The sequence below is a fragment of the Dietzia sp. NPDC055877 genome (assembly GCF_053615975.1).
Genome location: NZ_JBSHCV010000016.1, coordinates 44,838 through 71,603 on the forward strand (window position 1 = coordinate 44,838; position 26,766 = coordinate 71,603).

The 26,766-nt window shown below is 64.6% G+C and carries 22 protein-coding genes and 4 pseudogenes; 7 read left to right on the forward strand and 19 right to left on the reverse strand.

Annotated elements, in window-relative coordinates:
* Positions 1-71 precede the first annotated feature (71 nt).
* From ACWGLC_RS14350 to ACWGLC_RS14375, 6 genes are all read right to left on the reverse strand, one after another.
* Positions 72-1,121: a 2Fe-2S iron-sulfur cluster-binding protein gene (locus ACWGLC_RS14350; RefSeq protein ID WP_452100551.1), complete on the reverse strand. Its 1,050-nt coding sequence runs from the start codon at positions 1,119-1,121 to the stop codon at positions 72-74.
* Between the two features lie 20 nt (positions 1,122-1,141).
* A complete protein-coding gene (locus tag ACWGLC_RS14355) occupies positions 1,142-2,791 on the reverse strand; it encodes a flavin-containing monooxygenase (RefSeq protein ID WP_452100533.1) in 1,650 nt (549 codons plus the stop codon).
* 76 nt (positions 2,792-2,867) lie between these two features.
* The gene (locus ACWGLC_RS14360) at positions 2,868-3,593 is read right to left on the reverse strand and encodes an SDR family NAD(P)-dependent oxidoreductase (protein WP_452100534.1); all 726 of its coding nucleotides are present in this window, start codon (positions 3,591-3,593) and stop codon (positions 2,868-2,870) included.
* Between the two features lie 42 nt (positions 3,594-3,635).
* On the reverse strand, positions 3,636-4,577 hold the full coding sequence (locus ACWGLC_RS14365; protein WP_452100535.1) for an alpha/beta hydrolase: 942 nt from the start codon (positions 4,575-4,577) through the stop codon (positions 3,636-3,638).
* 263 nt (positions 4,578-4,840) lie between these two features.
* Positions 4,841-6,259 (reverse strand): MFS transporter, encoded by a 1,419-nt coding sequence (locus ACWGLC_RS14370; protein WP_452100536.1) that lies wholly within the window; start codon positions 6,257-6,259, stop codon positions 4,841-4,843.
* Positions 6,260-6,368: 109 nt separating this feature from the next.
* Positions 6,369-7,334, reverse strand: coding sequence for a TIGR03620 family F420-dependent LLM class oxidoreductase (locus ACWGLC_RS14375; RefSeq protein ID WP_452100537.1), 966 nt, complete (start codon positions 7,332-7,334; stop codon positions 6,369-6,371).
* A 118-nt stretch (positions 7,335-7,452) separates the two neighbouring features.
* Here ACWGLC_RS14375 and ACWGLC_RS14380 point away from each other — a divergent pair, with 118 nt between their 5' ends.
* Both ACWGLC_RS14380 and ACWGLC_RS14385 read left to right on the forward strand, forming a co-directional pair.
* On the forward strand, positions 7,453-8,742 hold the full coding sequence (locus ACWGLC_RS14380) for an acyl-CoA dehydrogenase family protein (RefSeq protein ID WP_452100538.1): 1,290 nt from the start codon (positions 7,453-7,455) through the stop codon (positions 8,740-8,742).
* Positions 8,743-8,974: 232 nt separating this feature from the next.
* Positions 8,975-9,208: pseudogene (locus tag ACWGLC_RS14385) on the forward strand (IS3-like element ISPfr13 family transposase); the annotation flags it as partial.
* Here the strand turns inward: ACWGLC_RS14385 and ACWGLC_RS14390 are convergent.
* Positions 9,171-9,440, reverse strand: a pseudogene (locus ACWGLC_RS14390) (IS30 family transposase); the annotation flags it as partial. The pseudogenes ACWGLC_RS14385 and ACWGLC_RS14390 sit on opposite strands and share 38 nt — an antisense overlap.
* Before the next feature lie 95 nt (positions 9,441-9,535).
* Between ACWGLC_RS14390 and ACWGLC_RS14395 the strand changes: the two are divergent.
* Together ACWGLC_RS14395 and ACWGLC_RS14400 are read left to right on the forward strand one after the other, a co-directional pair.
* On the forward strand, positions 9,536-9,922 hold the full coding sequence (locus tag ACWGLC_RS14395; RefSeq protein WP_452100539.1) for a hypothetical protein: 387 nt from the start codon (positions 9,536-9,538) through the stop codon (positions 9,920-9,922).
* Between the two features lie 294 nt (positions 9,923-10,216).
* A complete protein-coding gene (locus tag ACWGLC_RS14400; protein WP_452100552.1) occupies positions 10,217-10,495 on the forward strand; it encodes a WhiB family transcriptional regulator in 279 nt (92 codons plus the stop codon).
* A gap of 454 nt (positions 10,496-10,949) precedes the next feature.
* Here the strand turns inward: ACWGLC_RS14400 and ACWGLC_RS14405 are convergent, their stop codons facing one another.
* The gene (locus tag ACWGLC_RS14405) at positions 10,950-11,378 is read right to left on the reverse strand and encodes an Hsp20/alpha crystallin family protein (protein WP_182631945.1); all 429 of its coding nucleotides are present in this window, start codon (positions 11,376-11,378) and stop codon (positions 10,950-10,952) included.
* 147 nt (positions 11,379-11,525) lie between these two features.
* Between ACWGLC_RS14405 and ACWGLC_RS14410 the strand changes: the two genes are divergently transcribed.
* On the forward strand, positions 11,526-11,888 hold the full coding sequence (locus ACWGLC_RS14410) for a MerR family transcriptional regulator (protein ID WP_452100540.1): 363 nt from the start codon (positions 11,526-11,528) through the stop codon (positions 11,886-11,888).
* 292 nt (positions 11,889-12,180) lie between these two features.
* Here ACWGLC_RS14410 and ACWGLC_RS14415 read toward each other — a convergent pair whose 3' ends face one another.
* A complete protein-coding gene (locus ACWGLC_RS14415; RefSeq protein ID WP_452100553.1) occupies positions 12,181-12,621 on the reverse strand; it encodes a hypothetical protein in 441 nt (146 codons plus the stop codon).
* Positions 12,622-12,627: 6 nt separating this feature from the next.
* On the opposite strand from ACWGLC_RS14415, the pseudogene ACWGLC_RS14420 reads away from it, so the two are divergent.
* Positions 12,628-13,896: pseudogene (locus ACWGLC_RS14420) on the forward strand (IS3 family transposase).
* Positions 13,897-14,179: 283 nt separating this feature from the next.
* Positions 14,180-15,345, forward strand: a protein-coding gene (locus ACWGLC_RS14425; RefSeq protein WP_452100541.1) for an IS3 family transposase whose coding sequence is annotated in 2 segments (ribosomal slippage) — positions 14,180-14,464 and positions 14,467-15,345 — 1,164 coding nt in all. Because the reading frame shifts where the segments join, the coding sequence is not laid out codon by codon here.
* Between the two features lie 13 nt (positions 15,346-15,358).
* Here ACWGLC_RS14425 and ACWGLC_RS14430 read toward each other — a convergent pair.
* The 10 genes and pseudogenes from ACWGLC_RS14430 to ACWGLC_RS14475 form a co-directional block, all read right to left on the reverse strand.
* Positions 15,359-15,544 (reverse strand): hypothetical protein, encoded by a 186-nt coding sequence (locus ACWGLC_RS14430; protein WP_452100542.1) that lies wholly within the window; start codon positions 15,542-15,544, stop codon positions 15,359-15,361.
* Between the two features lie 27 nt (positions 15,545-15,571).
* Complete coding sequence (locus ACWGLC_RS14435) at positions 15,572-17,035, reverse strand: FAD-dependent oxidoreductase (protein WP_452100543.1); 1,464 nt, start codon at positions 17,033-17,035, stop codon at positions 15,572-15,574.
* A gap of 173 nt (positions 17,036-17,208) precedes the next feature.
* The gene (locus tag ACWGLC_RS14440) at positions 17,209-18,804 is read right to left on the reverse strand and encodes an ABC transporter substrate-binding protein (protein ID WP_452100544.1); all 1,596 of its coding nucleotides are present in this window, start codon (positions 18,802-18,804) and stop codon (positions 17,209-17,211) included.
* A gap of 60 nt (positions 18,805-18,864) precedes the next feature.
* Entirely contained in the window at positions 18,865-20,238 is a 1,374-nt protein-coding gene (locus ACWGLC_RS14445; protein WP_452100545.1) for an aldehyde dehydrogenase family protein, read from the reverse strand.
* Positions 20,239-20,288: 50 nt separating this feature from the next.
* The gene (locus tag ACWGLC_RS14450) at positions 20,289-21,038 is read right to left on the reverse strand and encodes an enoyl-CoA hydratase-related protein (RefSeq protein ID WP_452100546.1); all 750 of its coding nucleotides are present in this window, start codon (positions 21,036-21,038) and stop codon (positions 20,289-20,291) included.
* Positions 21,035-22,636, reverse strand: coding sequence for an acyl-CoA synthetase (locus ACWGLC_RS14455; RefSeq protein ID WP_452100547.1), 1,602 nt, complete (start codon positions 22,634-22,636; stop codon positions 21,035-21,037). The genes ACWGLC_RS14450 and ACWGLC_RS14455 overlap by 4 nt, the downstream gene beginning before the upstream one ends.
* Positions 22,637-22,668: 32 nt before the next feature.
* Positions 22,669-23,358, reverse strand: coding sequence for a nitroreductase (locus ACWGLC_RS14460; RefSeq protein ID WP_452100554.1), 690 nt, complete (start codon positions 23,356-23,358; stop codon positions 22,669-22,671).
* Positions 23,359-23,472: 114 nt separating this feature from the next.
* Positions 23,473-24,411: pseudogene (locus ACWGLC_RS14465) on the reverse strand (TauD/TfdA dioxygenase family protein); the annotation flags it as partial.
* Between the two features lie 5 nt (positions 24,412-24,416).
* Positions 24,417-25,052, reverse strand: coding sequence for a TetR/AcrR family transcriptional regulator (locus ACWGLC_RS14470; protein ID WP_452100548.1), 636 nt, complete (start codon positions 25,050-25,052; stop codon positions 24,417-24,419).
* Between the two features lie 1,148 nt (positions 25,053-26,200).
* The gene (locus ACWGLC_RS14475) at positions 26,201-26,350 is read right to left on the reverse strand and encodes a LapA family protein (RefSeq protein WP_452100549.1); all 150 of its coding nucleotides are present in this window, start codon (positions 26,348-26,350) and stop codon (positions 26,201-26,203) included.
* Positions 26,351-26,766: the final 416 nt, after the last annotated feature.

Here is a 26,766-nt window from a genome sequence, read left to right on the forward strand (position 1 = left end):
CCTTACTTTAGAAATCCTGGATTGGCTCTTGAAATATGGATCGCCTGGGGAATCTGAGACCGGGCCCCGGATCAGAACTCGATCTCGATCGGCCCGGCGTCGGGTCTCGACTGGCAGCCGAGGATGAAGCCATCCGCGACATCCACGGGGTCGAGGATCTCCGAGTTCGCCATGGTGACCTGGCCGGCCACAATCGTGCAGGCGCAGGAACCGCATTCACCGGAGCGACACTGGAACGGGACGTCGACGCCGCGGTCGAGGAGGACGTCGACGAGCGTCTGTCCAACCGGCCAGTCGAAGCGGTGTGACTGGGCGTCCAGGTGGACGACGGTCTCGACCGTCGGCTCTGACGGGTCGTTGGTAACCGGTGCCACCACACCGAACGGGTCCCCGGTCAGCGAGAGGAACACCTCACGGTGGTGACGGTCGGCCGGCATTCCGGCGATTCTGAGCGCATCCCCGACCAGGTCCATGAAGGGGGCCGGTCCGCAGACGAAGGCTTCCGACGCGTGGTGCGTTCTCGCCAGTTCCACCAGGGAGTCCGGGGTGACGAGACCCTGCTGGTCATCGAGATGGTGCTGCACCGTCAACCGGTCCGGGTACCGGTCCGCCAGGGCGGCCAGTTCGTCCCGGAAGATGGTCGATTCCACGTCACGGTTGGCGTAGAACAGCTCCACCTTTCGGGTTGTGCGTGTCAACGCGGTCTTGAGAATCGACATGACCGGCGTGATTCCGCTTCCCGCGGCGAACAGGAGGAGATCGTGAGCGAACCCGTCCGGGGTGAACCGACCCGACGGTGCAATGACGTGGACAGTGCTGCCGGACACCACGTTGTCGCACATCCAGTTCGAGCCGTAGCCGCCTGCGGTCCGCTTGACCGTGACCTTCAGCCCGTCGTCGATTCCCGGGGCGCTCGACAGCGAGTATGACCGTGCGACGTACCCGGTCTGATCGCTGGGGATCCGGAAGGTGAGGAACTGCCCGGGCAGATAGGTGAACCGCTCCCGGAGATCGTCGGTCACCTTCATGACGATTGACCTGGCGTCCGGGGTCTCGTCGATGACGTCGATCACCTCCAGCTGAAAGCCCGGGCCCTCTCCCTCACCGAGCCCGGTACCCATCCCCACGGCCGAATCAGCCGTCATCGTGCGCTCGCCTCCAACCCCAGCTGTTCGAAACCTGCGTATCCCGACTCGGCTACCTCGTTGGCCAGTTCCGAGTACCGCTTGAATCCGCCGACGTACATCAGCAGCTGCCTGGGCTTACCGGGGATGTTCGCGCCGGTGTACCAGGAGTCGGTCTTCGTGTGCATCGTGCGTGCGGCCACCGTGTTCGACTCCGCCGACCACTCGTCCTCGAGATCGGTTGTCGCGCTGAAACGGGAGATCTGCTGGGCGTCCATCTGGTCGATGGCGCGCAGGATCCAGTTGACCTGCCACTCGCCCGTGGTGATCATCTGCGCTTGGACCGAAGGGCTACCCGGCCCGTGCACCATGAACAAGTTGGGGAATCCCGCGGTCATCAGCCCGAACACCGCCCGGGGCCCGTTCTTCCACCGGTCAGCAAGACGCACTCCGCCGACTCCAACGGGATTCATCCTGAGCATCGAGCCGGTCATGGCGTCGAAGCCGGTGGCGAAGATGATCACATCGAGATCGAACTCGGCGCTGCTCGTTCGTAGTCCTGTGGGGGTGACCTCGGCGATCGGATCGGTCTTCACATCAACTAGATCGACATTGTCCCGGTTGTAGGTTTCGAAGTAGCCGGAGTCCTGGCAGATGCGCTTACCGCCGATCGGGTAGGTCTTCGGACAGAGCATTTCAGCTGTGGCCGGATCGATGACCGTCGCACGAATCTTGTTGCGGACGAACTCGGCCAGGATCTCGTTGGCCGCCGGATCGGACGAGGTATCGGTGAAGGTCCGGATGAATTCGAGCCCCTTGCGTCCGTTCCAGGCCCGCTCCATCACCTCTTCCCGCTCCTCGACGGTGTAGTCGAAAATCGACCGCGGCTCATCGATGTGGTCCATCAGTGTCGCGCCGTACGTCTGGAGAGCCGCAGCACGCCGCTGTGTGTACTCGGCTTTCCAGCTCCGCTCGTGTTCCGGGTCCAGAGGCCGGTTGAAGGAGGGGAGGCTGTAGTTCGGGGTCCGCTGGAAGACCGTGAGGTGCTCGGCAACTGCCGCGACCTCCGGGATAACCTGAATTCCTGTGGACCCGGTGCCCACCACTCCGACCCGCTTACCGGCGAGTTCAACGCCCCCCTCGGGCCACCGCGAGGTGTGATACGCCTGGCCGCGGAAAGTCTCCAGGCCGGGCCAGTCGGGAACATTGGAGACATCGAGACTTCCTGTGGCGGCAATGACGAACCGCGCGGTGAAGACATGCCCGGCCGCCGTGCCCAGGCTCCAGCTATCTGTCGACTCGTCGAATTCCAACCTGTCCACCACGGTGTCGAAACGGATGTCCTCGCGGATTCCGAACCGATCGGCGACATGGTTGGCATACGCTTCCAGCTCGGGCTGAGGAGCGAAATGCTCCGACCACGACCACTCCTGCTGGAGATCCTCGTCGAAGGAGTACGAGTACTGCACACTCTCGATGTCCACACGTGCGCCCGGGTAGCGGTTCCAGTACCAGGTGCCTCCCACACCGTCTCCGGCCTCGAGGCACACGACCTTCCGACCCTGTTGCCGTAGGCGGTGTAGCGCGTACATCCCGCTGAATCCGGCGCCGATTACAACGACATCGAAGTGCTCGGCGACACCGTTGTTCGGAGTCGAAGTGGTCATGATCCTCCAGGGTTCAGCCCGCTCTGGATCGCGGGAATACAGGTAATGCGACAGGAAGTGCTCGACGTGACGTCCGCTACCCGAGAAGGGAACCGCCGTCCGCGATGAGGTCTGTCCCGTTCACGAACGAGGACTCATCCGAGGCGAGAAAGACCACCGCGTTGGCGGTTTCACTGGGGTCTGCCTGACGTTTCAGGCCAGTCGGCGTTTCGCCGGACGCTGTCGTGGGCGACATCTCGGTACGGATATTCCCGGGGAGGACGGCGTTCACCCGGATGCCCGACGGCTCCAGCTCGATGGCCGCGGTCCTGGTCAATCCACGTAGGGCCCACTTGGACATGCTGTACGCGCCGTGTGCCGCGTAGGACGTGGTGCCGGCCAGCGACGAAACGTTGACTATCGAACCCCCACCTCGTTCCCGCATCGCGGTGGCCACCGCCTTGATGCCAAGGAACGGACCGTGGAGATTGACCGCCATGACCTTGTCTATTTCGGCGACGGTCTCGTTCTCCAGCGATTGCCGACGGTAGATCGCCGCATTGTTGACCAGAACGTCGAGGCCTCCATAGGTGATCTCCACCGTCGCCACCGCGTCTTCCCAGTCGGCTTCCGAAGCCACGTCGACGCACGCGTAGACAGCTCTGTCCCCGAGTTCATCTGCAAGCGCCTGGCCAGGCCCTTCGAGAACATCGGCGATCATGACAGCGCAGCCCTCACGAACTAGCAACCGGACGATCTGCTCGCCCATGCCTCTCGCCCCGCCGGTGACGATCGCGACCTTTCCTTCAAAACGGTGTGGCATGTTTCTCCGATCTCGGTGGTGGTCTCCCGCCGACGTCGCCGGTTAGTTGTCCAGGGCCCGGCGGATCGCCGAGGTGAACTCCGCGTTGACCCGCTTCGAGGCATCCAGGTGCGGAAACAGGCTCGTGGCTCCGTGGAACGTGCCGGGTGACAGATGGAGCTCTGTCGGTACGCCGGCATCGAGAAGAGCCCGGGCGTACTCGATCCCCTCGTCACGGAGTGGATCGAATGAGGTCACCGCGATATAGGCGGGGGGCAGTCCCGAGAAATCCCGTGCGCGAGCCGGGGCGGCATACTCGGAGAGCGTGTCGCGGTCGGTGTCGTGTCCCAGGTAGTGGTTCCAGCTGTCGATCGCGTTCTGCCTGGTCCACATAGGAGTGTCTGTGTACCGCGTCGCGGAGTCGGTGACGACGCGGTCGTCGACGACTGGCGAGTCCAGAGCCTGGAAGAGTATCTGCGGACCGTCGTGATCCCGCGCCTTGAGCGCCACCGCCGCTGCCAGCCCCGCGCCGGCGCTGGTGCCTGCGACAACCAGCCGGGATGAGTCGAAACCCGGATCGGCATTCGCAGCGATCCATTCGAGTGCGGCGTAGCCGTCGTCGAACGGCGCAGGGAACGGGTGCTCGGGAGCGAGTCGGTAGTTGACCGAGACCACCACGGCGTCGAGGTCTGCAGCGAGGCGGGACGGGACGCGCACATCGGTGCGCGCATCGCCGAGTACGAACCCGCCTCCGTGGAAGTAGAGGATGACCGGAAGCGCGCGACCTATGTGCTTACCCGGGCGGAAAATGACCAGTCCGACATCAGTTCCGCCTGGCACCGGAACCGAGTGGTCGCTGACCTCGACCCCCTCGGGGACGACGGACATCGGCTCTGCGGGCGCCTGCTCACGGAGTCGCTCTCGGGTGGTTATGGCATCGGCGATATCGAGGACCGGGACATGTTCCATCAGCGGTCTGAAGTCCGGGTCAACTGCGTATGGCATCGCTTTGCTCCGTGCAATTGGGGTGTGAGTGCCCGAGTGAATAGACCTGAGGCCTCAACGTGACGACGATCACCTTGCTGGCGACAACCGCAAGAGTAGCCATTGGCCACCGTGACGTCAACCGTCGTGTCGGGGCAGCTCATCGATGGACGGGACCACGAACCGGGAAATGCCCGCCCATCGCCGGCCGGCCGCCGGTAGGACGAGGCTGGCAGTGCCCTGCTCAGTCAGCAGCGATAACCGTGACGGGCGACGACCCAGAGTCAGTCCTTCTCGCCCCAAGGCGGAGGGATCCTGGCTGCGACGGCCGCGGCCACCAGTGCGACGGCGCAACCCAAGACCAGACCGACCCGAAATCCGTCTTCGGTGGGGACGGACAGTCCGCCGGTTTCGGTGGACATCTGAGTGAGAACAATGCCGAGGACGGCTGCAGAAGTCGTGGTGCCGAGCGAACGCATCAGAGTATTGAAGCTGTTAGCCGAGCCCATCTCAGAATTGGGTACAGAGGCGATGATCAACGACGGCATCGCCCCGTACGCAAGGCCGACTCCCGCACTTCCGACCATCGACGCGATCATCAGACCCCACGTCGACCCCATGAGGAACAGAGCTGAACCGTATCCAGCCGCGATCACCACTGCACCCAGCACCAGGGTGACCCTGGGTCCTTTTCCGGAGATCAGTCGCCCACTCAGCGGGGAGATTGCCATCATCGTGAGGCCACCCGGGGCGATCCACAAGCCCATGGCGACCATCGACTGGCCCAAGCCGTGCCCGGTTGCGACTGGCAGTTGCAGAATCTGCGGGATGATCAACAGCTGAGCGAACATGCCCATCCCGATCAGCACCGTCGCGATATTGGTCATGAGGACCGGACGGCGAGCGGCCACACGCAAGTCGACGAGCGGCGATCGATGCCTCAGCACCCAGAGCCCCCACGCCGGAAGCACCACTGCCGCGAGGAGGAACGACCCTACTGTCGCCCCGGAAGCCCAGCCCCAGTCAGCGCCCTTGGATACAGCGAGCAACAAGGAGACCAGCCCCACCGCCAAGCCCGCCGCCCCGACCAGGTCGAGTGTGCCGTCAGGTTTGGCCGCCGCAACGGGCCGCAACGCCAGCCCCGCCATCACGATGAATGCCATCCCCATGATGGCCACGCCCCAGAACATCCACTGCCAGGAGCCGTACTGGGCCAGTGCAGCGGCGGCTGGCAGGCCGAGGGCGCCGCCCACCCCGAGCGAAGAACTCATCAAACTGATCGACGGAGCCAGTCGCGACGGCGGGAGCACCTCACGCATGGTCGCGATGCCGACTGGAATGACGCAGATTCCCACGCCTTGCAGCGCACGTCCGATGACCATAGGCCACAACGACGTCGCCATCGCACAGATCACAGAACCCACCACGACCACCGCCGCACAGGCAATCAGCACGTACTTTTTGGGGTAAAGGTCACCGAGTCGACCCATGACCGGCCCCGCCACCGCGCCCGCCAGCAGGGTGACGGTCACAACCCACGAAGCGTTAACGGCAGTCGTGCCGAGAATCGAGGGCAGCATGCCCAACAGTGGAATGACCAGGGTTTGGCTGACCGACATCAGGATTCCACCGAATGCCAGAACGGCGACGAGCCGGCTTCCCTCACTCCGGCCGACATCCGCGCCCCGCACCCGTGCACTCATCCCGTGTCCTTCCGAAGCCCTTCGTCGGACATTACAGACAGGTGTTGAATCGGATGCATTTCGATCCGCGGCCGGGCTGACGGCGGCGGACCAGACCGCGCGCTGTGCGTCAGCCGAGCAGCGCCTGCGCGGCCAGACGCCAGTCCGCCACCGGCGGGACCAGCACGTTCTCGCCAAGCACCTGCACGAGCACGGTCGAGGCGCCGGCGTCGAGATGCTCCTGCACCCGCGCCCGCGTGGCCTCCAGCCCGCGCGTGACAAGCGCCGCCTTGAGCCGGTCGCTGCCCCCGCGCACGTAGTCGGACTCGTCGAACCCCTGCCGAGTCCACGAGTTCCGATAGTTCGGCAGACCCGTGTAGACGTTCAGGTGGTCGTGGGCGCGGGAACGCCAGAGTTCGTCGTCGTCGACCCCCTCGGCCACCACCGCGGCGGTCTCCACGACCAGGGCCGGGCCGTCGTCGGCGGTCCCGCCGAGAATCTCGCGCGCCTGCGCGGTGTGCTCGGGCAACGTCAGGTACGGGTGCGCGCCGGCGGTGCGCTCGCGCGCCAACTCCAGCATCTTCGGGCCCAGCGCGGCGAGCACGACCGGCGGCATGACGTCCTCACCCGCGGCGAGCGCGCGCGTGCCGTCGAGGGCGTCGAGGTACTCGCGCATCGCCGCGAACGGCCGGCCGTAGAGGTGCCCGCGATGCCGCTCGACCAGCGGCGCGTGCGAGACGCCCAGGCCCAGCACGAACCGGCCAGGGTGGAGCGCTTCGAGCGTGCGGGCGGCAGCGCCGGCGGCGGAGGCGTCGCGGCCATAGATGTTGGCGATGCCGGTGCCGATCGCCGTGCGCCGCGTCGCACCAAGATACATCTGGGCGGCGGTGAACGCCTCCCGCCCCACGGCTTCGCCGAACCAGAGCGAGCCCCAGCCCTGGTCATCGAGCTCGCCGAGGACATCGGGGAGTTGTCCGGGCGTCAGGCCCTCGAGGGAGCCGGTCCACAGTCCGACGCGACCCAGCTGGCCACGGCCGGCGGGGCGGCCTGCGCTACCGGCGGTGGGGATGGCGGTTGGGTCAAGGTTGCCACTCATATCCCCGAGTGTGCCGGACTTGGACGGCCGTCTGGGCCAAACGCCCGCGGCCATCGCGGGGCCGGTCCAGACTGGCCGGGAACGTGTTGCAGAACAACACCGAGGAGACGAGACGCCGATGTACGAGTGGTCCGAGACCGACCTGATGATCCGCGACGCCGTGCGGGCCTTCATCGACAAGGAGATCCGCCCGAATCTCGACGCGTTGGAGGGCGGCGAGATCCCGCCGTATCCGATCATCCGGAAGCTGTTCGCCGAGTTCGGGATCGACGCCATGGCCCGCGACGGCGTGGAGAAGCTGCTGGCCCGGGAGCGGGCAAAGGCCTCCGGTGAGGACGACGACGACAACGCCGCCGGCACTTCGGACACCGAGCGCGGTGGCGGCGCCTTCGAGGGGCAGGACTCGCTGATGGCCGTGGTGACCAGCGAGCTGGCCGGCGTGTGCATGGGGCTGGTGTCGGCGCTCGGGGTGAGTCTCGGGCTGGGTGCCACGACCATCATGTCGCGGGGGACGCTGGCACAGAAGGAGCGCTGGCTGCCGGGGATCGTAACCATGGAGAAGGTGGCCTCGTGGGCCATCACCGAGCCGGACTCGGGCTCGGACGCGTTCGGCGGGATGCGGACCTACGTGCGTCGCGACGGCGAGGACTACATCCTCAACGGCCAGAAGACATTCATCACCAACGGCCCGTACGCGGACGTGATGATCGTCTACGCCAAGCTCGACGAAGGCGCCGCGGGCGGTTCGTCCGGAGGCGCGTCTGCTGAGGACAAGCGCAATCGCAAGGTCCTCACCTTCGTACTGGACAAGGGCATGGAAGGGCTGACCCAGAGTGCGCCTTTCGCCAAAATGGGACTGCACAGCTCCCCCACCGGAGAGCTGTTCTTCAACGACGTCCGCCTGGGCCGCGACCGGCTGCTCGGCGAGTCGGAGGAGGGCCGCGGCGGGGACGGGCGCGAGTCGGCGCGGTCGAGCTTCACCGCCGAGCGGACGGGCGTGGCGATCATGGCGCTCGGGATCATCGAGGAGTGCCGCCGGCTGTGCATCGACTACGCGCGTGAGCGGACGCTGTGGGGCCAGGAGATCGGGAAATTCCAGCTCATCCAGCTCAAGCTCGCCAAGATGGAAATCGCGCGGATCAACGTGCAGAACATGGTCTTCCACTCGATCGAGCGTGCGCGGGCAGGCAAACCCCTGTCGCTGGCCGAGGCGTCGGCCATGAAGCTGTACTCGTCCGAGGCGGCCACGGACGTGGCGATGGACGCCGTGCAGCTGTTCGGCGGCAACGGTTACATGGCCGAGTACCGGGTGGAGCAGCTGGCCCGCGACGCCAAGTCGCTGATGATCTACGCGGGCAGCAACGAGATCCAGGTGACCCACATCGCCAAGGGGCTGCTGGCGCGGTGAGACCGTCGGCTACCGTCGAGCGCTTTTCCTCACCGTAATCTCGCGTCGACACCGATAACCAGGCTTTATGCCAAGCTATGGCCTGTCCCCCTGCGCTCTTGCCATTCTCTCGTGGGCGCGGTGCCGACGACAGGCTCTGCGTAGCGGCACTGTCGTTTTAGTGCGCGGCGCTGATTCCGGTGCGGCGGCCGATAAAGCTGCCGACGGACTCGTGGCCATATGCCAACAGATGGCCGGCTTCACCTACGTCGCGTTCATCGTCAACGTGTTCTCCCAGTGCATCGTTACCTGGAATGCAGCGACCACCATGGCCACAGATCTGGTGATGACGCCGCTGCGGATGACGCTGTGGCAACGGGACCGCGAGGGACACCCGGTCGAGCCGAAATCGCTGATCAGCCCCTCGGACGCAGGCAGTCAAGGCGGATTCAATCGGTCGTCGCAACATTTGACGTTTGTAGTGACTGTAGATGCTCGTCCAGAGCTTTGGCGGGAGTTCGCCATCCGAGAATCTTTCGTGGCCGCGTGCTGAGCGTGTGCGCGATGGCTGCAAGGTCCTCTGCGGTCCAGCGGGATAGGTCGGTGCCCTTGGGGAAGTACTGGCGCAGCAATCCGTTGGTGTTCTCGTTTGAACCGCGCTGCCATGGGCTGCGGGGGTCGGCGAAGAACACCGGCAGACCGCTCTCAACCGAGAGCTGCAGCCCACATAGGGAGCGGCGGGAAACCTGGGACGGTTCAAGGCTGTGCACCGCTTCTGGTCCCGAGTGGTCAAAGCGCCGGCGACGGCTGTTGGTTGCTCGTTGCGGCGGTCGCCGGAGTCGATGGCTATACCCGCATCTCGTGGCGATCGGGCGATGTCAGCCGCACCGAATCCGGACACCGCTTCGCACTTCTGCTCGCCGGCCAACTACGCGAGGGCATCGTCGCCGAACAACGCTGCAACGAACCCCTGTGCGTTCGTGTGGACCCGGGCCACGTCATCGCCTCCACCCAGTCAGCAAACCTGCGCTACGCCGTCGCGGGCGGACGCGCCGGCGACACCAGGCGACCGGCCACCTCGTACGACCGCCGAGCACGCCCGGTCTCCGTCCGCGAAGCACTACGGCACGGCTGGGACCCGGTCGCCTACGCCGCGGCCTCAGGCATCACCCCACCACCGGAGCATCCCGCCCTGTTCTAAAGATCCGCTACGGTTAAACCACTAACCGGACCCCGCCTCATGGCGAGGTCCGGGCCCATTCGGCCGCAGGGGCGGTTGTGTCAGCGGCCAGGACGGGCGGGGTCGGGTAGATCTGGTTTGAAATGCGACTTCGGCAGTAAGTCCGAAGCCGAGCGAGCGAGCGCCCATCGACGACGCGGCAACCCCGGCCATTGTGCACAAGCGTTCGATAGCGCATAGGGTCAGGGGGGTCGAGTAATCGCCCTGGACTTTAGGGCTCACTGTGGAGCACTCCAGACAATGTCAGGAGCGCATATACCTAGATACCGCACTCTCGAGCCGACCTCCGACTTTTGGGCCTGGCGTGATCAGGCGGCCTGCATCGGGCATGAGGACCTCTTCTACAGCACGGAGGATGAACTCAAAGGGCAACGGCGTCGCAAAGAAGATCAAGCCAAGACCGTGTGTGCCACCTGCCCCGTGCTCACCACCTGCCGCGAGTTCGCGATGCAAACCAACGAGCTGTACGGAGTGTGGGGCGGGCTGACAGAGATCGACAGACACAACCTGGCCGGTCGACACCGCACCGGATGACCCCGCCCCGCACTCGCGTACGGACGGCCGCACTGCGCCCGGCTCTGTGGCCGCAGCACCCAGCGATGCCGCACCGGTCACTCATGTCCGCCGCCATCTAATCCGCTTCCGGGGGATGGCGGCAGACATGAGCTCGTCCACGATGTCGGAGGCGAGCGCTGGTGATACAGCGGGCGTCGCGGCTGAGCGGGTGTCGAGCTCGCGTGCGGGCGCCGACCGGTCTCGCTGGGCCGGGGGGCGGTCGCTGCGCAGTAGGTGCCGACCGAGGCCGGCGCTTTCGCCGGCGGGTCCAGAATGTCGGCGTAGATGTCCTCGATGACTGTGGCCAGCCACATCTGTTCCAGTGCGAGCCGATCATCGCTTGTAGCCAACCAGACTGGGCGGGAACGTGTAGTCGGGGCCGTCATCGCTGCTTTCACCTCCTCACCGGCCTGTTAGATAGGGCCCCCGGATGTCAGGATTTGATCGCTTTCGGCTCCGAGGCGTCCTGGGCGGTGGAGATGGCGATCTTGCGAGGCTTCGCGCGCTCGGCAACCGGGATCTCCAGCCTCAAGACACCGTCGCGGTACTGCGCGTTGATCTTGTCAGTGTCCAGGCTGTCACCGAGGAACAATTGGCGACTGAACACTCCCCGTGGACGCTCGGCCACCGCCATCTCGGTGGAGCTCTCCCGCTCGGGACGCTGGGCATGGACGGTCAGCACATTGCGTTCGACGTCCAGATCGATCGAGTCGGCGTTGGCGCCGGGAAGATCGAACTCAACAACAAACCTGTCGTCCTCACGCCAGGCGTCCATGGGCATGACCGCGGGCCGTGATGCGGTCCCCATCACCTGCTGAGTCAGCCGATCAAGCTCCCGAAACGGATCCGTACGCATCAACATCGAAAAGCCTCCTTGCTCCAGGATCAGCGTTGGCCTTGCTGGCCATGCACCTTTACCTCACTGATCCAGTTATCTACCTCTCCGGGTGCAGATTTGTTGTAACATAAACGGCGCGAACAGCGCAAGAGGCATTGTGGACGGAGACGTATGGATCAGGATTCGACTACACCGCACCCCAGCCGTGGGGTGTACGGCATCTCTGTCGCGGCGGAGTTGTCCGGGGTCAGGCCGCAGGCACTACGGATGTACGAACGCAAAGGTCTGATCGACCCCGCCCGCACCGACGGCGGGACACGGCGCTACAGCGAGGATGATCTCGATCGCCTACGACGAGTTACCGACCTGGTGGATGAAGGGGTCAACCTGGCCGGGGTGAAAAAGATCCTGCAATTGCAGGACGACCACGCCCAGCTGCACACCCGGGCCATCAACGCTGAAGACGACCGCGACCGACTGGCCACAGAAAACGCCACCCTGCGGCGACAACGCACCCCAGGCCAACACCACTGACACCCGACGTCCTCGAGGTCTTGATCGGCCCAGAGCCCCTACCAAGATGCGGGCAAGGCGCGCATGAGGCCGACCAAGAGACCACCAGACCGCGTGTCGGTGGCTTGGGCGACACGCTCATACACCGCGCGGTTCGCCTACCGGCTCTGTGTTGACGGCGAGAATCGCTACCGCACCCCAGGACGCATCGCATCGTCACAGCCTGTGAATCGACAAGTCCCTCCCGGTAGAGACCCCGGGAGGGACTGTGCTGCATGGGGCGGCCGGCTCTGGCCGCCGCGACTCGAGGGGGCTAGGTGTCCTTCTCGGCGCCGCTACGGGTGAGAACGAGCGCGGTTCCCTCCACAGCGATCACCGTGATAGCAATGGCGATCGATGACCAGCCCTCGCTGTGCCAGTACACGTCCCGCAAGGTGATCAACAGTGATGCCTCGTCGACGATCTTCCCTAAGGCGATGCCAAGCCCGGCGCCCATCCACGAACGCGCCTTCGGGCTTCGATCGACCAGCCCGAAGATCGCAACTGCAGCCAGCAGCAAGATCCCCCATAGGTAGTGGTGGAGATGCACACCGCCCGCGCTGGCATCACCGAAATTGCTGGTGTCGAGGCGAATCAGCCAGGTAACCAACCGAGCTCCGCCAAAAGTGAGCGTGAACGCGACCCACGCCAACACCAGACCGCGCCGTGAATCGCACTGGGTTGGTTGGAGTCTCCATCGTTTGGAAACGAGGATGGACTCATGCCGAAGGATACGAACCCGAGCAAGCCGACTACGCGTCGCTATAGCCCTGAAGAGAAGGCTGCCGCGGTGCGGATGGTCAGGACCCTTCGGGCCGAGCTGGGCACCGATCACGGCACGGTGAAACGGGTCGCAGCTCAGCTTGGCTACGGCGCCGAGTCCGTACGGTCCTGGGTGCGTCAGGCCGATATCGACGAGGGCCACTCGGCGGGGGTCAGCACGAACGAGTCGGCGAGGATGAAGGCCCTCGAGCAGGAGAACCGCGAGCTCAAGCGGGCAAACGAGATCTTGAAGAGGGCCGCGAGTTTCTTCGGGGCGGAGCCAGGCCGCCAGCACAAGAAGTAGCCGCGTTCATTGACGCTAACCGCGACGATGTCGTCGAGGGTCGGCGTCTGGGGGTCGAGCGCATCTGCGCAGTTCTGCAGGTGGCCCCGAGCAGCTACTACGAGGTCAAGAAGCGGAAACCGTCGGCACGGTCGAAGCGTGATGCGGTCATGGGGCCGGTGGTGCGGCAGCTGTGGGAGGACAACTTCCGGGTCTACGGGGCACGCAAGGTCTGGAAGGCGGCCCGGCGTGTGGGCCCGCGACATCGGCCGGGACCAGGTCGCCCGGCTGATGCGCGCCGACGGGATCGAGGGCGTCCGACGCAGCAAGCGGGTGCGCACCACAAATCCTGATCCTGGGATGCCGCGTCATCCTGACTTGGTGCGTCGTGACTTCACCGCCACCGCGCCGAATCAGTTGTGGGTCACGGACCTGACGTTCGTGCCGACCTGGGCTGGAGTGGCTTACGTCTGCTTCATCATCGACGCCTTCTCACGAACGATCGTGGGATGGCGGGTCGCCTCACACATGCGCACCACGATGGTCCTGGATGCGATCGAGATGGCCCGCTGGTCACGTGGCACCCAGCTGACCGGGCTGCGGTGTCACAGCGATGCCGGCAGCCAGTTCACGTCGATTCGCTACGGCGAGCGCCTCGCCGAAATCGGAGCAACTCCCTCGATCGGCACCGTCGCTGACTCCTACGACAATGCCCTGGCCGAGACGGTCAATGGCTACTACAAAGCCGAACTCATCCGCGGCCCCGCACGTGAGGGACGGCCGTGGAAGACCGTCGAGGACGTCGAGCTGGCCACCTTGAGCTGGGTCCACTGGCACAACAACGACCGCCTGCACGGCTACCTCCATGACGTGCCGCCAGCAGAATTCGAGGCGACGTTCTACGCTACGAAACGGGCCGACCAGACCCTGGTCGGAATCCAATAGCCCGAGCCTCCATCAGACCCAGTGCGATTCAATCCGCACCGCGGCAGCCTTCTCTTCAGGGCTATAGCGACGCGTAGTCGGCTTGCTCGGGTTCGTATCCTTCGGCATGAGTCCATCCTCGTTTCCAAACGATGGAGACTCCAACCAACCCGGTGCGATTCACCGAGCCGGTTCGACATGACGAAGCTTTAGCGGGAACCGAAACGCTCCGGGGGGCTGGTGCACGAGTAGGTGACATCTGATCTGGCTTGCCCTGCCGGGGCGGCCTGGAAGGATGCCAGCTGTGCCCAAGCCCTATCCCCAGGAGTTCCGCGACGACGTTGTCCGCGTCGCCCAGAACCGTGAAGACGGTGTGACTCTCGAACAGATCGCTGCCGACTTCGGTATCCACCCGATGACCCTGAACATGTGGATCCGCAAGGCCGACGTGGAGGCCGGGATCAAGCCCGGCACCACGTCGGCCGAATCGCGTGAGCTGCGCGAGGCCAAGCGGCGTGTGCGCCTGCTTGAACAGGAGAACGAGGTCTTACGCCGGGCGGCGGCGTACCTGTCCCAAGCGAATCTGCCGGGAAAAGGTGGTACCCGCTCGTGAGTGAGCTGGCCGCTGACGGCATCCCCGTCACGGTGGCGTGTCGGGTACTCAAGATCGCTCGCCAGCCCTACTACCGGTGGCGCAAGAACCCGATCACCGACGCCGAGCTCGCCGAGGCGTACCGGGCCAACGCCCTGTTCGACGCCCACCGCGAAGACCCGGAGTTCGGCTACCGCTACCTCGCCGACGAGGCCGAAGCCGCAGGCGAGAAGATGTGCCGGCGGACGGCGTGGCGGATCTGCTCCGCCGGCGGCTGGACCAGCGCCATCAGCAAGAAGGGACGGGGTCGGCATCGCAAGGCCGGCCCGCCCGTGCACGACGACCTCGTGGAGCGGGACTTCACCGCGGCTGGTCCGAACGAGTTGTGGCTGACCGACATCACCGAACACTGGACAGCCGAGGGCAAGCTGTACCTGTGCGCGATCAAAGACGTCCACTCGGGGCGAATCGTCGGATACTCGATCGACTCGAGAATGAAATCCCGCCTGGCGGTCAGCGCTCTCAACAGCGCCGTCGCCAGACGGGGCGACGTGACCGGCTACGTTCTGCACAGCGATAGAGGGTCGCAATTTCGCTCGAAGAAGATGCAGATCGCGATCACCCGTAACGGGCTGATCGGCTCGATGGGCAGGGTCGGTGCGTATGGTGACAACGCGGCCATGGAGAGCTTCTTCTCGCTGCTACAGACAGGCGTCCTCGACCGCCGATCCTGGGCCACCAGAGACGAACTCCGGGCCGCCATCGTGCACTGGATCGAACGGACCTACCACCGCCGCAGACGACAAGACCGCCTCGGCAGATTGACCCCCATCGAAGTCGAGACAATCATCAACCACGAGGCCCCTCAGGCCGCGTGACTAACCGTGTCACCTAACCGTGCATCAGCCCCGGAGCCGGATCAGACACGGGGGTATCTCGCTTCACCCAACCCCACGCGGCCGTGGCCACGAACAGCACGATGCCGATGATCGCCAGCCACAGCAGGCCCTTGACAACAAATCCCACAATGGCGAAAGCCAGCCACACAATGAGAAGAATTCCGATAAGTCGCAGCATCTATTGATCATGGCAAACACTGTCGTTTTAGTGCGCGGCGCTGATTCCGGCGCGGCGTCCGAAGAAGCTGCCGTCGCCGAGGCTGGCTCCGCTGACGTATCCGCCCGCGCTGATACCGGCTGTGCAGCGGCCTGCGGCGAAGAGCCCGGGGATGGGCTCGCCGGACACGTGCAGCACCTCGGAGTCGACGGTGGTTTTCAACCCGCCGAGAGTGAATCCGCCGGTGCGGCCGCGTAGGTCGATCGCAGCGAACGGGCCGACGATTGGCTTGACCCACTCGGACTTCTTCCCCAGCACCGGATCGGAGTTCATGGCCGCATGGCGGTTGTAGAGCTCGACCGTCGATTGCAGTGCTTCGGCGGGCAGTCCCATTTCGGTTTCGAGCTCCTCGACTGTCTCGGCCACCCATGTGGGTCGAGTCCGCAGCTGTTCGGTAGCAGTGTCGGCGGCTATACCTTCTTCGTATGCCGCTTCATCAATGATCAAGAATGCTTCGTTGTTTTGCTCGAATAGTGTTGCCTGCCCGATCCGGCCAGGATAGGTGTCTTCGGCGATGAATCGCTGACCACGGCCGTTGACCAGGATCCCGCGCACCATCAATTGGGGATCGCAGAAGAACGCGACCTCGGCGGCGTCCATGTGCGCAGTGTCTGCGCCGAGGGCCTGGCCGATCTGGATGGCGCGGCCGTCATGCGCCTCGATGGAGGCTGCTGGGCGGCCGAAGATCCGCGGAGCGTGGGAACGCACCATCTCGTCGTTGTACGCGAAACTCCCCATCGCCAGCACCACACCCTTGCGCGCACGGATGGCGAGATCTGTGCCGTACCGCTTGGCGACGACGCCGACGACGCGGCCACTGTCGTCGGCGACGAGCCGCTGGACGCGAAGATCGAATTCGGCTCTCACACCGAGATTTTCGGCCGTTTCCACCAGCGGCTTCATCAGCATGTACCCGCCGCCCTGCTCGCCACTTTTCTTGTTCGACATCTGCGGAACGTGCCCACGCGGTGCAGGGTCGACCCAAGTGTTGAACGGTGCGGCGTTCTCCCCGCCGGAGTAGGCCAGACCGTCGTCGTACGGCGGTTCCCACCCGGGCTGGCTCCAAAAGGATTCCTTGAACGGAACGCCGGCCTCCACGAGCCAGTTGTAGTGATCGACGCTGCCTTCGCAGTAGGCGTCGATCTTCGCGTCATCGGCTCCCGGGCCGAGAGCAGCTTTCAGGAACGTCTTCATGTTGTCGACTGAGTCGTCGAAGCCGCAGGCCTTCTGCAGTGGTGTGCCGCCGCCCAGGTAGATGAAGCCGCCGGCAAGCGACGCCGCACCACCCCATCCGCCGGTGCGCTCCAGCACCAGAACGTCCGCGCCGGCGCGGGCGGCCTCGATTGCCGCGGTCACCCCGGCGATGCCGTAACCAGCGATGACGACGTCGGCTTCGAAGTCCCACGTGGCGAACTCGAGAGCAGACATCGGGTTAATAGTGCCGTCGGCCACGGGCGGCATCCTTCCAGGATCGCAACAGCTGATGGAATAAGGGCCCAGGCCACATTCGGCTCTCGGCCTGAGTTGCCCCGGCTCTCGGGTAAAGCCCTCAGTACCTGCGCCCCCCTTCCCGGGTCGTCTCGCACGGGGCGAGCGCCCGGGAAGAGGGAGGTATCTGGGTGTTCTTACTTCTCGAGGTAGGCGCCGTCGAAGAGCATTGTGGAGGACATCGTCGGCTTCACGCCTTTCACTGTCTCGTCGATCGCCACGAACATCTCAGCGTTTGCGACCACTGTGAAGGGCATTACCCGGTTATAGACTTCCTGCAGGTTGTCGAACGCCTGCTTCTGCGCGTCGAGTTCATTAGCGGCTTTCAACGCTGTGATCGCCTCGGTCAGCTCAGGGTCGTTGACACCGGTGAGGTTGGTTGCGCCGCCGGGGGTCATGCCACTTGCGAACGCTGCCACGGGGTCGGCATCAGAGGTGGCCAGACCGCCCATCACGATCTCGTAGTCGCCGGTGAACTGGCGGGCGGTGACCTGGGAGATAGGGGTGTTTTCGATGGTCACGTTGAATCCGGCGGCGTCGAGCATAGCCTTGACGACCACGCCGGATTCGATTACCTCCGGGCTGTCGCCGATCAGCAGGGTTACGGACCCGTCCCATCCGGTCTGTGCCTTGAGTTCGTCCACCATGGAGCGGGCCTTGTCGACGTTGTACTCGGGCCCTTCCTGTCCATCGTAGAAACGGGAGGATTCGGCCAGCAGTGAGGACGTCGGTTGCCCTAGACCACCGGTGACACGCTGGTTGTAGAGGTCACGGTCAAGCGCATACGCGACCGCCTGCCGGGCCCGCTCGTCGGTCATGATGCCGTCGTAACCGCCGTTTCCGGTGTTCATGTTGATCACCGAGCCAGAGCTGGTGACCTCCTCGAACCCGGCCACGTCGGCGTCCTTGGCCGTCGAGACAAACTTTGCGTTACGCAGGAACGCCACCTGGATCTCGCCGGTCTGGAAGGCGTCGAAGGTGCCCTGGGATCCCGGGATGTTGATGAAGCGCAGTGACGGGCAGACCGGCCCGCCGTAGTAGTCGGGGTTGGGCTTGAGGACGACTTCCTGGTTCGGGATGTAGTTGTCCATGACAAACGCTCCGGCGCCGATCGGGTTGCGTGCCCACTGCTCGGGGGTACTGGCTTGGTACGCCTTCTTCGGGATGACCTCACCGGCGGCACCGGCCAGCACGATAGGGAACCCGGACCATGGCTCGTTCAAAGTGAACTCCACTGTTTGCGGGTCAACCACCGTGGCGTTTTCAATCTGCATAACTTCGGTCATCACCACCGATCGCGTCGCGGGATCCTTGTGCAGGCCCATGGTGAAGGCGACATCATCGGCGATGAGGGGATCACCATTGGAGAAGTGGACACCGTCGCGCAGCTTCAGGGTCCATACCGTGTCGTCGTCGTTCGATTCGAGTGACTCCGCGAGCTGGGGGACGAACTCTTGGCCTTGGGGATCCCAGCGCATGAGTCGGTCGTACACCGCGGCGGACTCGGCAGCACCGCGCACCCCATAGTTGCCCTGGCCGGGCATGAAGCTGGGAAGCATGACGAACTCACCCATGGTGATGGTGCCGCCGGCCTTATCCTCGGTACACCGGCCGGCATCAACCGGTGTTTGTGCCTGCTCCCGATCAGAGGCAGCGGTGGAAGTCTCACCTCCGCCGCTGCAGGCGGTCAACGTCAGCGCGAGCGCCGCGAGGGTGGTGACTGCGAGTTTCATATGTGCTCCTTGCACGAAGGGAGAGAAACCGGGTGGCGGCGCCACGTCCGGGAACGGGGGTCAGACATTCTTGCGACTGATCACGCGGGTTTGGAGAAATTCGTGAACTCCCTCTGTACCGCCTTCACGCCCAAAACCACTGGACTTGGTCCCACCGAACGGGAGCTCGACCTCGAGTGCGTTGTGCTGGTTGATCCAGACCTGGCCGGCGTCGATCCGCGAGGCGACCTCCTCCGCCGCCGCGGGGCTGCCCCAGACGGAGGCACCGAGTCCGAACTCCTGGTCATCCAGCGTGGACAGGACATCCTCGACATCGCTGTACGCGACGACGGGAAAGACCGGGCCGAACTGCTCCTGCGAGACGATCTCTGCGGTGTCGTCCACGTCGCGGACAAGCGTCGGCTCGAGGAAGTATCCGGGCAGGTCCGTGCCGCGTCCACCGCCCTTGACAACGACTCCCCCGCCCTCGACCGCCTTGTCGAGCAGGCCCCGCACGTAGTCGAGCTGCGCCCGGTTGTGCAGCGGGCCCACCTTCGCCTCGGGGTCAAGGCCCCGCCCGACCGGCAACTCGTCCATCACGGACGCGAACACACGACAGAAATGGTCCACCTTGTCGGCCGGCACGTACGCCCGCTTGGGAGCGATACACATCTGACCGGTGTTGAAGAACGCACTGTGCGCGAGCGACTGCGCGGCGAAGTCCACCTCGGCGTCGTCGAGGACGATCGCGGGGTCGTTACCGCCGAGCTCGAGGGTCACCGGCGTGAGAGTGTCGGCCGCCTGGCTCATGATCTGACGCCCCACCTGCGTGGAGCCGGTGAACGAGACCTTGCGGACGTGCCGGTGGGCGATGACGGCTCGTCCCACCTCCGGACCACCGTGCACAATGTTCAGCACCCGCTCGGGCAGGACGCCCTGCAGGACCTCCACCACCTTGTCGAGCGCCATGGAGACCGACTCCGCGGGCTTGACCACCACGGTGTTACCCGCTGCGAGCGCCGGGGCGATCTTGGCCGCCATGAGAAAAACAGGAAAATTCCAGGGCACGATGGCCGCCACCACGCCCAGCGGGCGGTATTCGACGGTTGCACTTCTGTCGGGGGACTCGGGCGCCTCGATAGTGGACTGCCAGTCGAGCCCGGCGTAGTGCGCCATGCAGTGTGCGGCGATCCATACCTCGCCACTGGCCACCTCGACGGTCTTGCCCTGCTCGCGGCTGAGGATCTCGGCGAGCTCGGGGAGCCGGGCCAACAACTGCTCGCTGCACTGCGCCAACAGGCTCTGACGATGAGCGCGGTCGCTGCGCCAGGTATCGAACGCATCGTGGGCACCGGCGATCCGGGTGTCGATCTCATCCGGCGTGCTGACGGGGGTCCGGCCGATCTCCTCCAGCGTGGCGGGATCGATCGAGATGAGGTGGGTGTCAGGGGTCATGTCGGAAAATGTCCATTCGTGAGAAGTGAAGGAGCGCGCAGCGGTGCGCGTCAATGGCCCCGCCAGCGGGGGGTCCGCTTTTCCAGAAAGGCGTTGATGCCTTCCTGCATGTCATGCGAGGCCAAAATCGCCTCGATCGCGCGCTGCGTGACCTGCCAACCGTGGTCATCGGCCGAAGTCGTGATCGCGCGTAGCGCCCGCAAGGTTTCGCGGACGGCCATCGGTGAGGACAGGCAGATGTCCTCGGCCAGGGCAAGCGCGCGTTCCAGTGCCTGACCGTCCTCGGCGATCTCGTTGACCAGACCCAGTTCGTGGCCTCGCGCAGCACTGAGGGTTCGTCCGGAGATGAGTAGTTCGTGGGCGATGTTGGGCGGCAGGGCGCGGGCGGCCCGGAACAGTGCACCGGAGGTGGCCACGAGACCGCGGCGGGTCTCGGGGAGCCCGAACGTCGCTGTCCGCGCGGCGACAATCGCGTCGCAGGCCAGCGCTATCTCCAGGCCGCCGCCGAGCGCGACACCCTCGACCGCCGCGATGACGGGCGTGTCCCGCTCGCGGCGGATGATGCCGTACTCGCCGCCGCGTTCGGTGCGTAGATCGGCGCGCTCGGCGATGTCGGTGCCGGCGCAGAACACGGTCGGGGCGCCGGTGAGTACGCCCACCCACAGGTCCGGATCGTCCTCGAGCCGGTTGAGCGCGGAGTCGATGCCCTCCGCGGTCGCGCGGTTGATCGCGTTGCGTTTGGCCTCGCGTGCGATGCGGATGATGAGGATGTGGCCGCGCTGTTCCTCGACGACGCTCATACGGCGGGCTCCGCGGTAGCGATCGATCGCGCCCACCGGTAGTCCGCCTTACCGGCCGGGGAACGCACGACATGGGGGACGAGGGTGATCGACCGGGGGACCTTATAGCCGGCGATCGAGGTGCGGCAGTGCTGGGCCAGATGATCGGTGTCGATGTCGGTGACGTCGTCGCGTAGCTGAACGACCGCACTGACCTGTTCACCGTAACGCTCGTGCGGGATACCAGTGACCACGGCGTCCATCACTGCCGGGTGGCTCTTGAGGACGGCTTCGACCTCCTCGGGGAAGACCTTCTCACCCCCGGTGTTGATGCATCCGGAGCCGCGGCCGAGCAAGACGATCGCGCCATCGGCCTCAATTCGCCCCATATCTCCCAGGACCGCCATCCGGACACCGTCCACGACCGGGAACGTAGCCGCGGTCTTGGCCTCGTCGTTGAAGTAGCCCAGCGGGACGTGACCGCTGCGTGCGATGTACCCGAGCTCGTCCGACCCGGGTCCGATGGAGTGCAGATCCGCGTCGACCAACGTCATGTTGGGGTTGCCGCGCACGCGGCTCACCCCACTCTCGTCTGTGTCGAGTGTGCCGTCGACCCCAGATTCCGACGCGCCGAACCCGTCTCGCAGATACAAACCGGGCAGCAGCGCCAAGAGTTGATCTTTTGAGCTCTTCGACCACAGTGCGCCGCCGGAGCTGACCAGGACCAGCGAGCTCAGATCAAATGATGACCCGTGTCGTGCGATCGCGTCGGTCAGGGGACGCGCCATTGCATCGCCTACGACGATGACACACGAGACCTGCTCATCCTGGATGAGCTGCAGCGCCCGGTCGGGATCGAAGGCTCGCATCAGCACTTGTTTGGCACCGGTGAAAAAGCCACTGAACAGCGAGTATACAGCGGCTCCGTGCATCAGGGGTGCCGGCAGCAGAGTGCTCATCGGGTGAGGATTCGCCACCGCGGCGGCGGCGAGCTCTGCAGAGTCGGTGAAGGGCGGCCCGTCATGGTTTCCGCCCGCCAGCGCCGCCATGAAGAAGTCCTCCTGACGCCACACCACACCCTTGGGCATCCCGGTGGTACCGCCGGTGTAGACGACAAAGCGGTCATCGCCACTACGCGGTGGGAACTGTTGTGTAGCCGGCTGCTCAGCGAGTAGGGCCTCGAAGTCCAGATGACGCACCGCCGCAATGTCCGTACCGGCACCGGGGCCGAAGGTCACGAGCGTTTCGATGAGGGGGCACGAGGTCAGCACAGCCTCGATCACGGGCAGGAATTCGCTATCCGCGATGAGTGCGGTGAGCTGGGCGTCGGTGTAGAGGTATGTCAGTTCTGACTCGGTGTACCGGTAGTTGATGTTCACCGGAACCGCCCGGATCTTCAGGCAAGCCAGCATCGCCTCCACGAACTGCGCGCTGTTGCGCATGTGGATCCCCACATGCTGTCCCGACCGGACTCCGCTGGTGACGAGCGCGTGCGCCAGCTGATTCGAGCGCTCATCGAGCTGGCGATACGTGCGGCGCTCATCGCCGCACACAAGACAGTCCCGGTCCGGGAGCGTGTCGACTACGGCCTCGAACAGGTCGGCGAGATTGAGAGTCATCGAGTGAAGTCCTTCAACTGGGGATCGTGTGCTTACGTGGCCCACGTGACGACGGTCTCGACGTCTGCCCGAGGGGTACGGAAGCTGTTGGCGGGATGTTCGGAGTCGGCGAACCCGAACGAGATCGCGCACACAACCTTGCGGTCAGCGGGCAGGTCGAAAAACGAACGGATGTAGGGCGCGCAGCCTGCGAGCGCCGCCTGCGGGACGGCGGCCACCCCGAGACTCTCCGCGGCGAGTAAGAACGTGCCGACGTAAACGCCACAATCCACCGCCCCGTACACCCCGAGGCTCTCGTCGGTGGTGATCACTGCGACATGCGGGGCGCCGAAGAGATCGAAGTTCTTCATCGTCTGTTCGGTCGACGAGCGGCGGTCACCATCGGCGATTCCCAGGCTGGAGTACAATTGCATCGCGCAGTCTTTACGGCGAGCGCGGTATTCGCCCACATACTCCAGCGGGAAGGCGAAGTCGGGCTGCTGTGGCGACGAACGGACGTAACCCCCCAGTCCCGAGCGGAAGCGTTCAGTGCCGGCACCGTCGGTGATTGCCACCTGCCACGGCTGGGTATTGCACCAGGACGGGGACTGCTGCGCCAGGGCGAGGATTCGGGTGATGGTTTCGCGAGGAACCGGGTCAGGCCTAAATGCCCGGCAACTACTCCGACCCTCGATCACCGTCGCCAGATCGGTGGGATTGTGCGTCAGCGGTGGATGGGTCATCTCATACTCTCCGTGTAGAGCGGCCTGCACGGGTGCAGGCGCGGGCAAAAGTGCACTGGGACGGGATCCCCTCGTGCCGGGTGGGACGGACGTGTGTCGGGCGCCGCGGGCCTCGATGCCGATCGGCTTGTCGCCGGCGATGGAAATACGCTCCATGGTCCGTCGGGCAGGGAAGTAATCGCTCGAGGCGTAGTGCTGGCAGGACCGGTTGTCCCAGAAGGCGATGGTGTTGGGCTCCCACCGCAGACGCACCTGCAACTCGGGCCGCATGACGTGGCGGTAGAGCAGACGCAGCAACTCGTTGGACTCGTCCTCACTGACCCCGAGGATTCGCTGGGTAAAGGCGACGTTGACGAACAACACCCGCCGCCCGGTCTCCGGGATCACACGCACCACGGGGTGTGTCACCGGCGGGAAGTGTGGGCGCAGTGAATCGATCGCGTCCTGCGGCATCCCGGAACCAAACGAGACGATCCAGTCATGCTCGGCTTCGAGGTGATCGATGCGGCTCTTGATGTCCTCGGGAAGCAGATCATAAGCCGCTCCCATGTCAGCCCACAGGGTGTCACCACCGACCGGCGGGATCTCCACCGCACGCAGCACCGCCGCGAACGACGGAGCCTCATGCCACGTCATATCGTTGTGCCAAATGTTCTCCGCCGCAGCACTGGTGGCGTCCTTGGCCAGCGTCGCCACATCCACATCGGTTTGTCCCGGCTGGGTGTACTTGTAGAACGGGTGCTGCTCCAGCTCGCCCCACCGCTGCGCGAAAGCGCGATGCTCATCCCGGGTGATGTTCTGATCGCGGAAGAACAACACCTTCCACTCCACCAACGCACGCCGCAGTTCGGCCAAAACGTCATCGGACAGGTCGCCACCGAGCCTGATGCCGGAGATCTCCGCTCCGATCGTCGGGGTAGCCGGCTCCAGATCGAACAGCTCGTACGGACGGTCCTCGACGGTCTCGGGCATCCGGGACGCCACGATCGGGCCGAAGCACGCCAGTGGGTCGGTAGGGGTGGTGATCGCGGTGGTGGGAAGGGCGTAGGTCATGGAAGTCACTCCTGAGAATGGGGTTGTGAAGAGGCAAGGGGAACTACTGGGGCCTCTATGGCTGCGACACATGTGGTGACCAGGTCCGCAACGATCGCGTCGTACTCCTCGAGGGTTTGCTCAATGCCCTCGTACGCGGCGAGCGCGGTCATGTAGAGCATCACGACGTTCTGGACCCGCCGCTGACCCAGTTCGGCTGGCGCCGAACATCGATCAGTTAGCAGCTCCACAACGGTGGTGTAGCTATCGGCCTGAAGGTGCGCTCGTAACAGATCGGCGAGCGCGGGGTCGAAAACGGCTTGGATCAGAAACCGTGCATACCGACTATCCGGCCGGCCCAACGTCTCCGCCGCCAACGGCCGGACAAGCGCATCGACAACCTGCCGCAACGGCGGGATCTCGGTGGACTCCTGCAACGTCTGGAGCATCTCGTGGCGGCGGGCATTGACACGGGACATCCGCGACTCCACCACTGCATCGAGCAGTCCCTCTCGGGACCCGAAGTGGTACTTCGCCGCAGACTTGTTTGCCTGATTCGCCGCGAGCTGCACGTCTTTGAGCGTGAGCGCAGGCAGTCCGCGCTCAGCAACTATCTGCTCCGCCGCATCAATCATCGCCTGGCGAGAAGTGGTCCTGGTCACAAAATCGAACTTAAGGCCAACGCCTTATTTAGTCAATGGGCAAATGTGGATCTGCGCCGTCGACTCAAGCCCAACCCCCCTGAAACGTGCCACAAGGGACGCGAACTTTGCTGGTCAGCCGCCCCGAAGGCCGGAATAGATCCCGTTGTGCCGATGTCTCGAAAACAGAAGCTCTGCGACCGGAGTGGAAGGTTCTTCTCGCGAACTCAGGCACCAGGATGGCCGCAGAGATGCGCATCGATAACCGCGACTGAAACGACTCCAGCTGGCATATGTCGGCCCCAGCCCTTCAACGAAGAGTTCATCGACGGAAGGAGGTCGTGCAATGCGGTGGCTGCTGACAGCCGCGGTGCGGACCACATCGCTTTCCGTGCCGGTAGCCATACCGGTGACCGCGCACGCGTGCTCGTGCGTCTACGGCCCCGATGCCCCCGGATCCTCGAGCACGTCTCAAGTGCGGCAGGGGTGCTCACCGACACCGCGACCGAATAGCGCATCGACGGTGACACCGCCTACTACGAATTCGATGTCCGGGAGATCTTCGCCGGTGAGATCGGCGCCAGTACCGTCGTGGCCACCAGCACTCAAGGTCCCGCCTGCGGAACCGGGTAGGCGATCGGCACCGAGTATCTGGTCTTCGCCAGCACCGATCAGTCCTTCGGGGCGCCGTGGTCAGACAACTCCCACTCGGCCACCACACCCTCCGCTGACACCCGCACCCGCCAAGCCGCGGTCGAGGTCTACGGCCCCCGCAAGCGCCGGTCGCCGATCAACGTCCGGTCGACCTCGATGCCACCGGCATCCCATGGGCATCGTGGACCGCCGGCCTCGCCGGGACCGCGCTGATCGCGGCTCCCGCGGCCAGATGGCACCACCGACACCCACCCCGCCGATAGTGGCGAAGTCCGATAACCAGATATTCTGTAAAGCTAACGATGCCGAGTTGTAGATTGTGCGAACTCGACCAGTCCCGACTTGTCCGCAGTTTGTCCGCATTCGGGCCGCAGGCGACCTTCGCCTCGCGTACCTCACCCAGCGACCATTTGAGCACCGCCCTCCTTCAGTAGCGCCCCCCAATGTCCGAGTTGGCGCCTTACAACAGCCTCACCTCGACCGGAAGGAGAAGTCGGCGCGACGGATGCGGCTGTTCAGCCGTTCGCACGTGGCCCCTTGAGGCGTTTGCGGGTGGTGAGGACGCCGACGACCCACCCGGCGACGAACACCAGCAGGAGGAGAATCCACGCGGGGCCGGTGATCTGTACGCCGAAGAAATTGATGGGAATTTCGTCACGATTCATGAGGACGAATGCAATTGCGAGGACGGTGAGTGTCAGTCCTACCCACTGGGCTGGGCTGATCCGGGACAGGTACTGTTGCATAATCTCTTTCCCTTCGTGAAAGACGATTGTTTCGGCTTCGGGAATTCACAGTCGGCTCCAGCGGCTGCGTCGGAGCCAATCACCTGGTCAGGGCATTGTCACACGAGCCAGTCCGGCTCGAACTGCAATTCGCATCAGTTGCGGTTGCCAGTTTTAGGTCTCTAACCACTCGACATTCGGCCACCTACCGTGTGGACCACAATGACTTCCGGGTGCCACGGAACTATGTCGTTCACCTTCTGCTGTAGTTCGTTTACCGACGGAAGGGTGTCAGGGCTCAGACCTGACTTCCACAAGTTTTAGTGTCACCCTGCGTTGATCGCGTCGATGACGGC

Bases quoted from the DNA above. Each gene is read 5' to 3' on its own strand.
- ACWGLC_RS14350 (WP_452100551.1), bottom strand. From the start codon at position 1,121: ATGGGTACCGGGCTCGGTGAGGGAGAGGGCCCGGGCTTTCAGCTGGAG.
- ACWGLC_RS14355 (WP_452100533.1), bottom strand. From the start codon at position 2,791: ATGACCACTTCGACTCCGAACAACGGTGTCGCCGAGCACTTCGATGTC.
- ACWGLC_RS14360 (WP_452100534.1), bottom strand. From the start codon at position 3,593: ATGCCACACCGTTTTGAAGGAAAGGTCGCGATCGTCACCGGCGGGGCG.
- ACWGLC_RS14365 (WP_452100535.1), bottom strand. From the start codon at position 4,577: ATGCCATACGCAGTTGACCCGGACTTCAGACCGCTGATGGAACATGTC.
- ACWGLC_RS14370 (WP_452100536.1), bottom strand. From the start codon at position 6,259: ATGAGTGCACGGGTGCGGGGCGCGGATGTCGGCCGGAGTGAGGGAAGC.
- ACWGLC_RS14375 (WP_452100537.1), bottom strand. From the start codon at position 7,334: ATGAGTGGCAACCTTGACCCAACCGCCATCCCCACCGCCGGTAGCGCA.
- ACWGLC_RS14380 (WP_452100538.1), top strand. From the start codon at position 7,453: ATGTACGAGTGGTCCGAGACCGACCTGATGATCCGCGACGCCGTGCGG.
- ACWGLC_RS14405 (WP_182631945.1), bottom strand. From the start codon at position 11,378: ATGTTGATGCGTACGGATCCGTTTCGGGAGCTTGATCGGCTGACTCAG.
- ACWGLC_RS14410 (WP_452100540.1), top strand. From the start codon at position 11,526: ATGGATCAGGATTCGACTACACCGCACCCCAGCCGTGGGGTGTACGGC.
- ACWGLC_RS14430 (WP_452100542.1), bottom strand. From the start codon at position 15,544: ATGCTGCGACTTATCGGAATTCTTCTCATTGTGTGGCTGGCTTTCGCC.
- ACWGLC_RS14440 (WP_452100544.1), bottom strand. From the start codon at position 18,804: ATGAAACTCGCAGTCACCACCCTCGCGGCGCTCGCGCTGACGTTGACC.
- ACWGLC_RS14445 (WP_452100545.1), bottom strand. From the start codon at position 20,238: ATGACCCCTGACACCCACCTCATCTCGATCGATCCCGCCACGCTGGAG.
- ACWGLC_RS14450 (WP_452100546.1), bottom strand. From the start codon at position 21,038: ATGAGCGTCGTCGAGGAACAGCGCGGCCACATCCTCATCATCCGCATC.
- ACWGLC_RS14455 (WP_452100547.1), bottom strand. From the start codon at position 22,636: ATGACTCTCAATCTCGCCGACCTGTTCGAGGCCGTAGTCGACACGCTC.
- ACWGLC_RS14460 (WP_452100554.1), bottom strand. From the start codon at position 23,358: ATGACCCATCCACCGCTGACGCACAATCCCACCGATCTGGCGACGGTG.
- ACWGLC_RS14475 (WP_452100549.1), bottom strand. From the start codon at position 26,350: ATGAATCGTGACGAAATTCCCATCAATTTCTTCGGCGTACAGATCACC.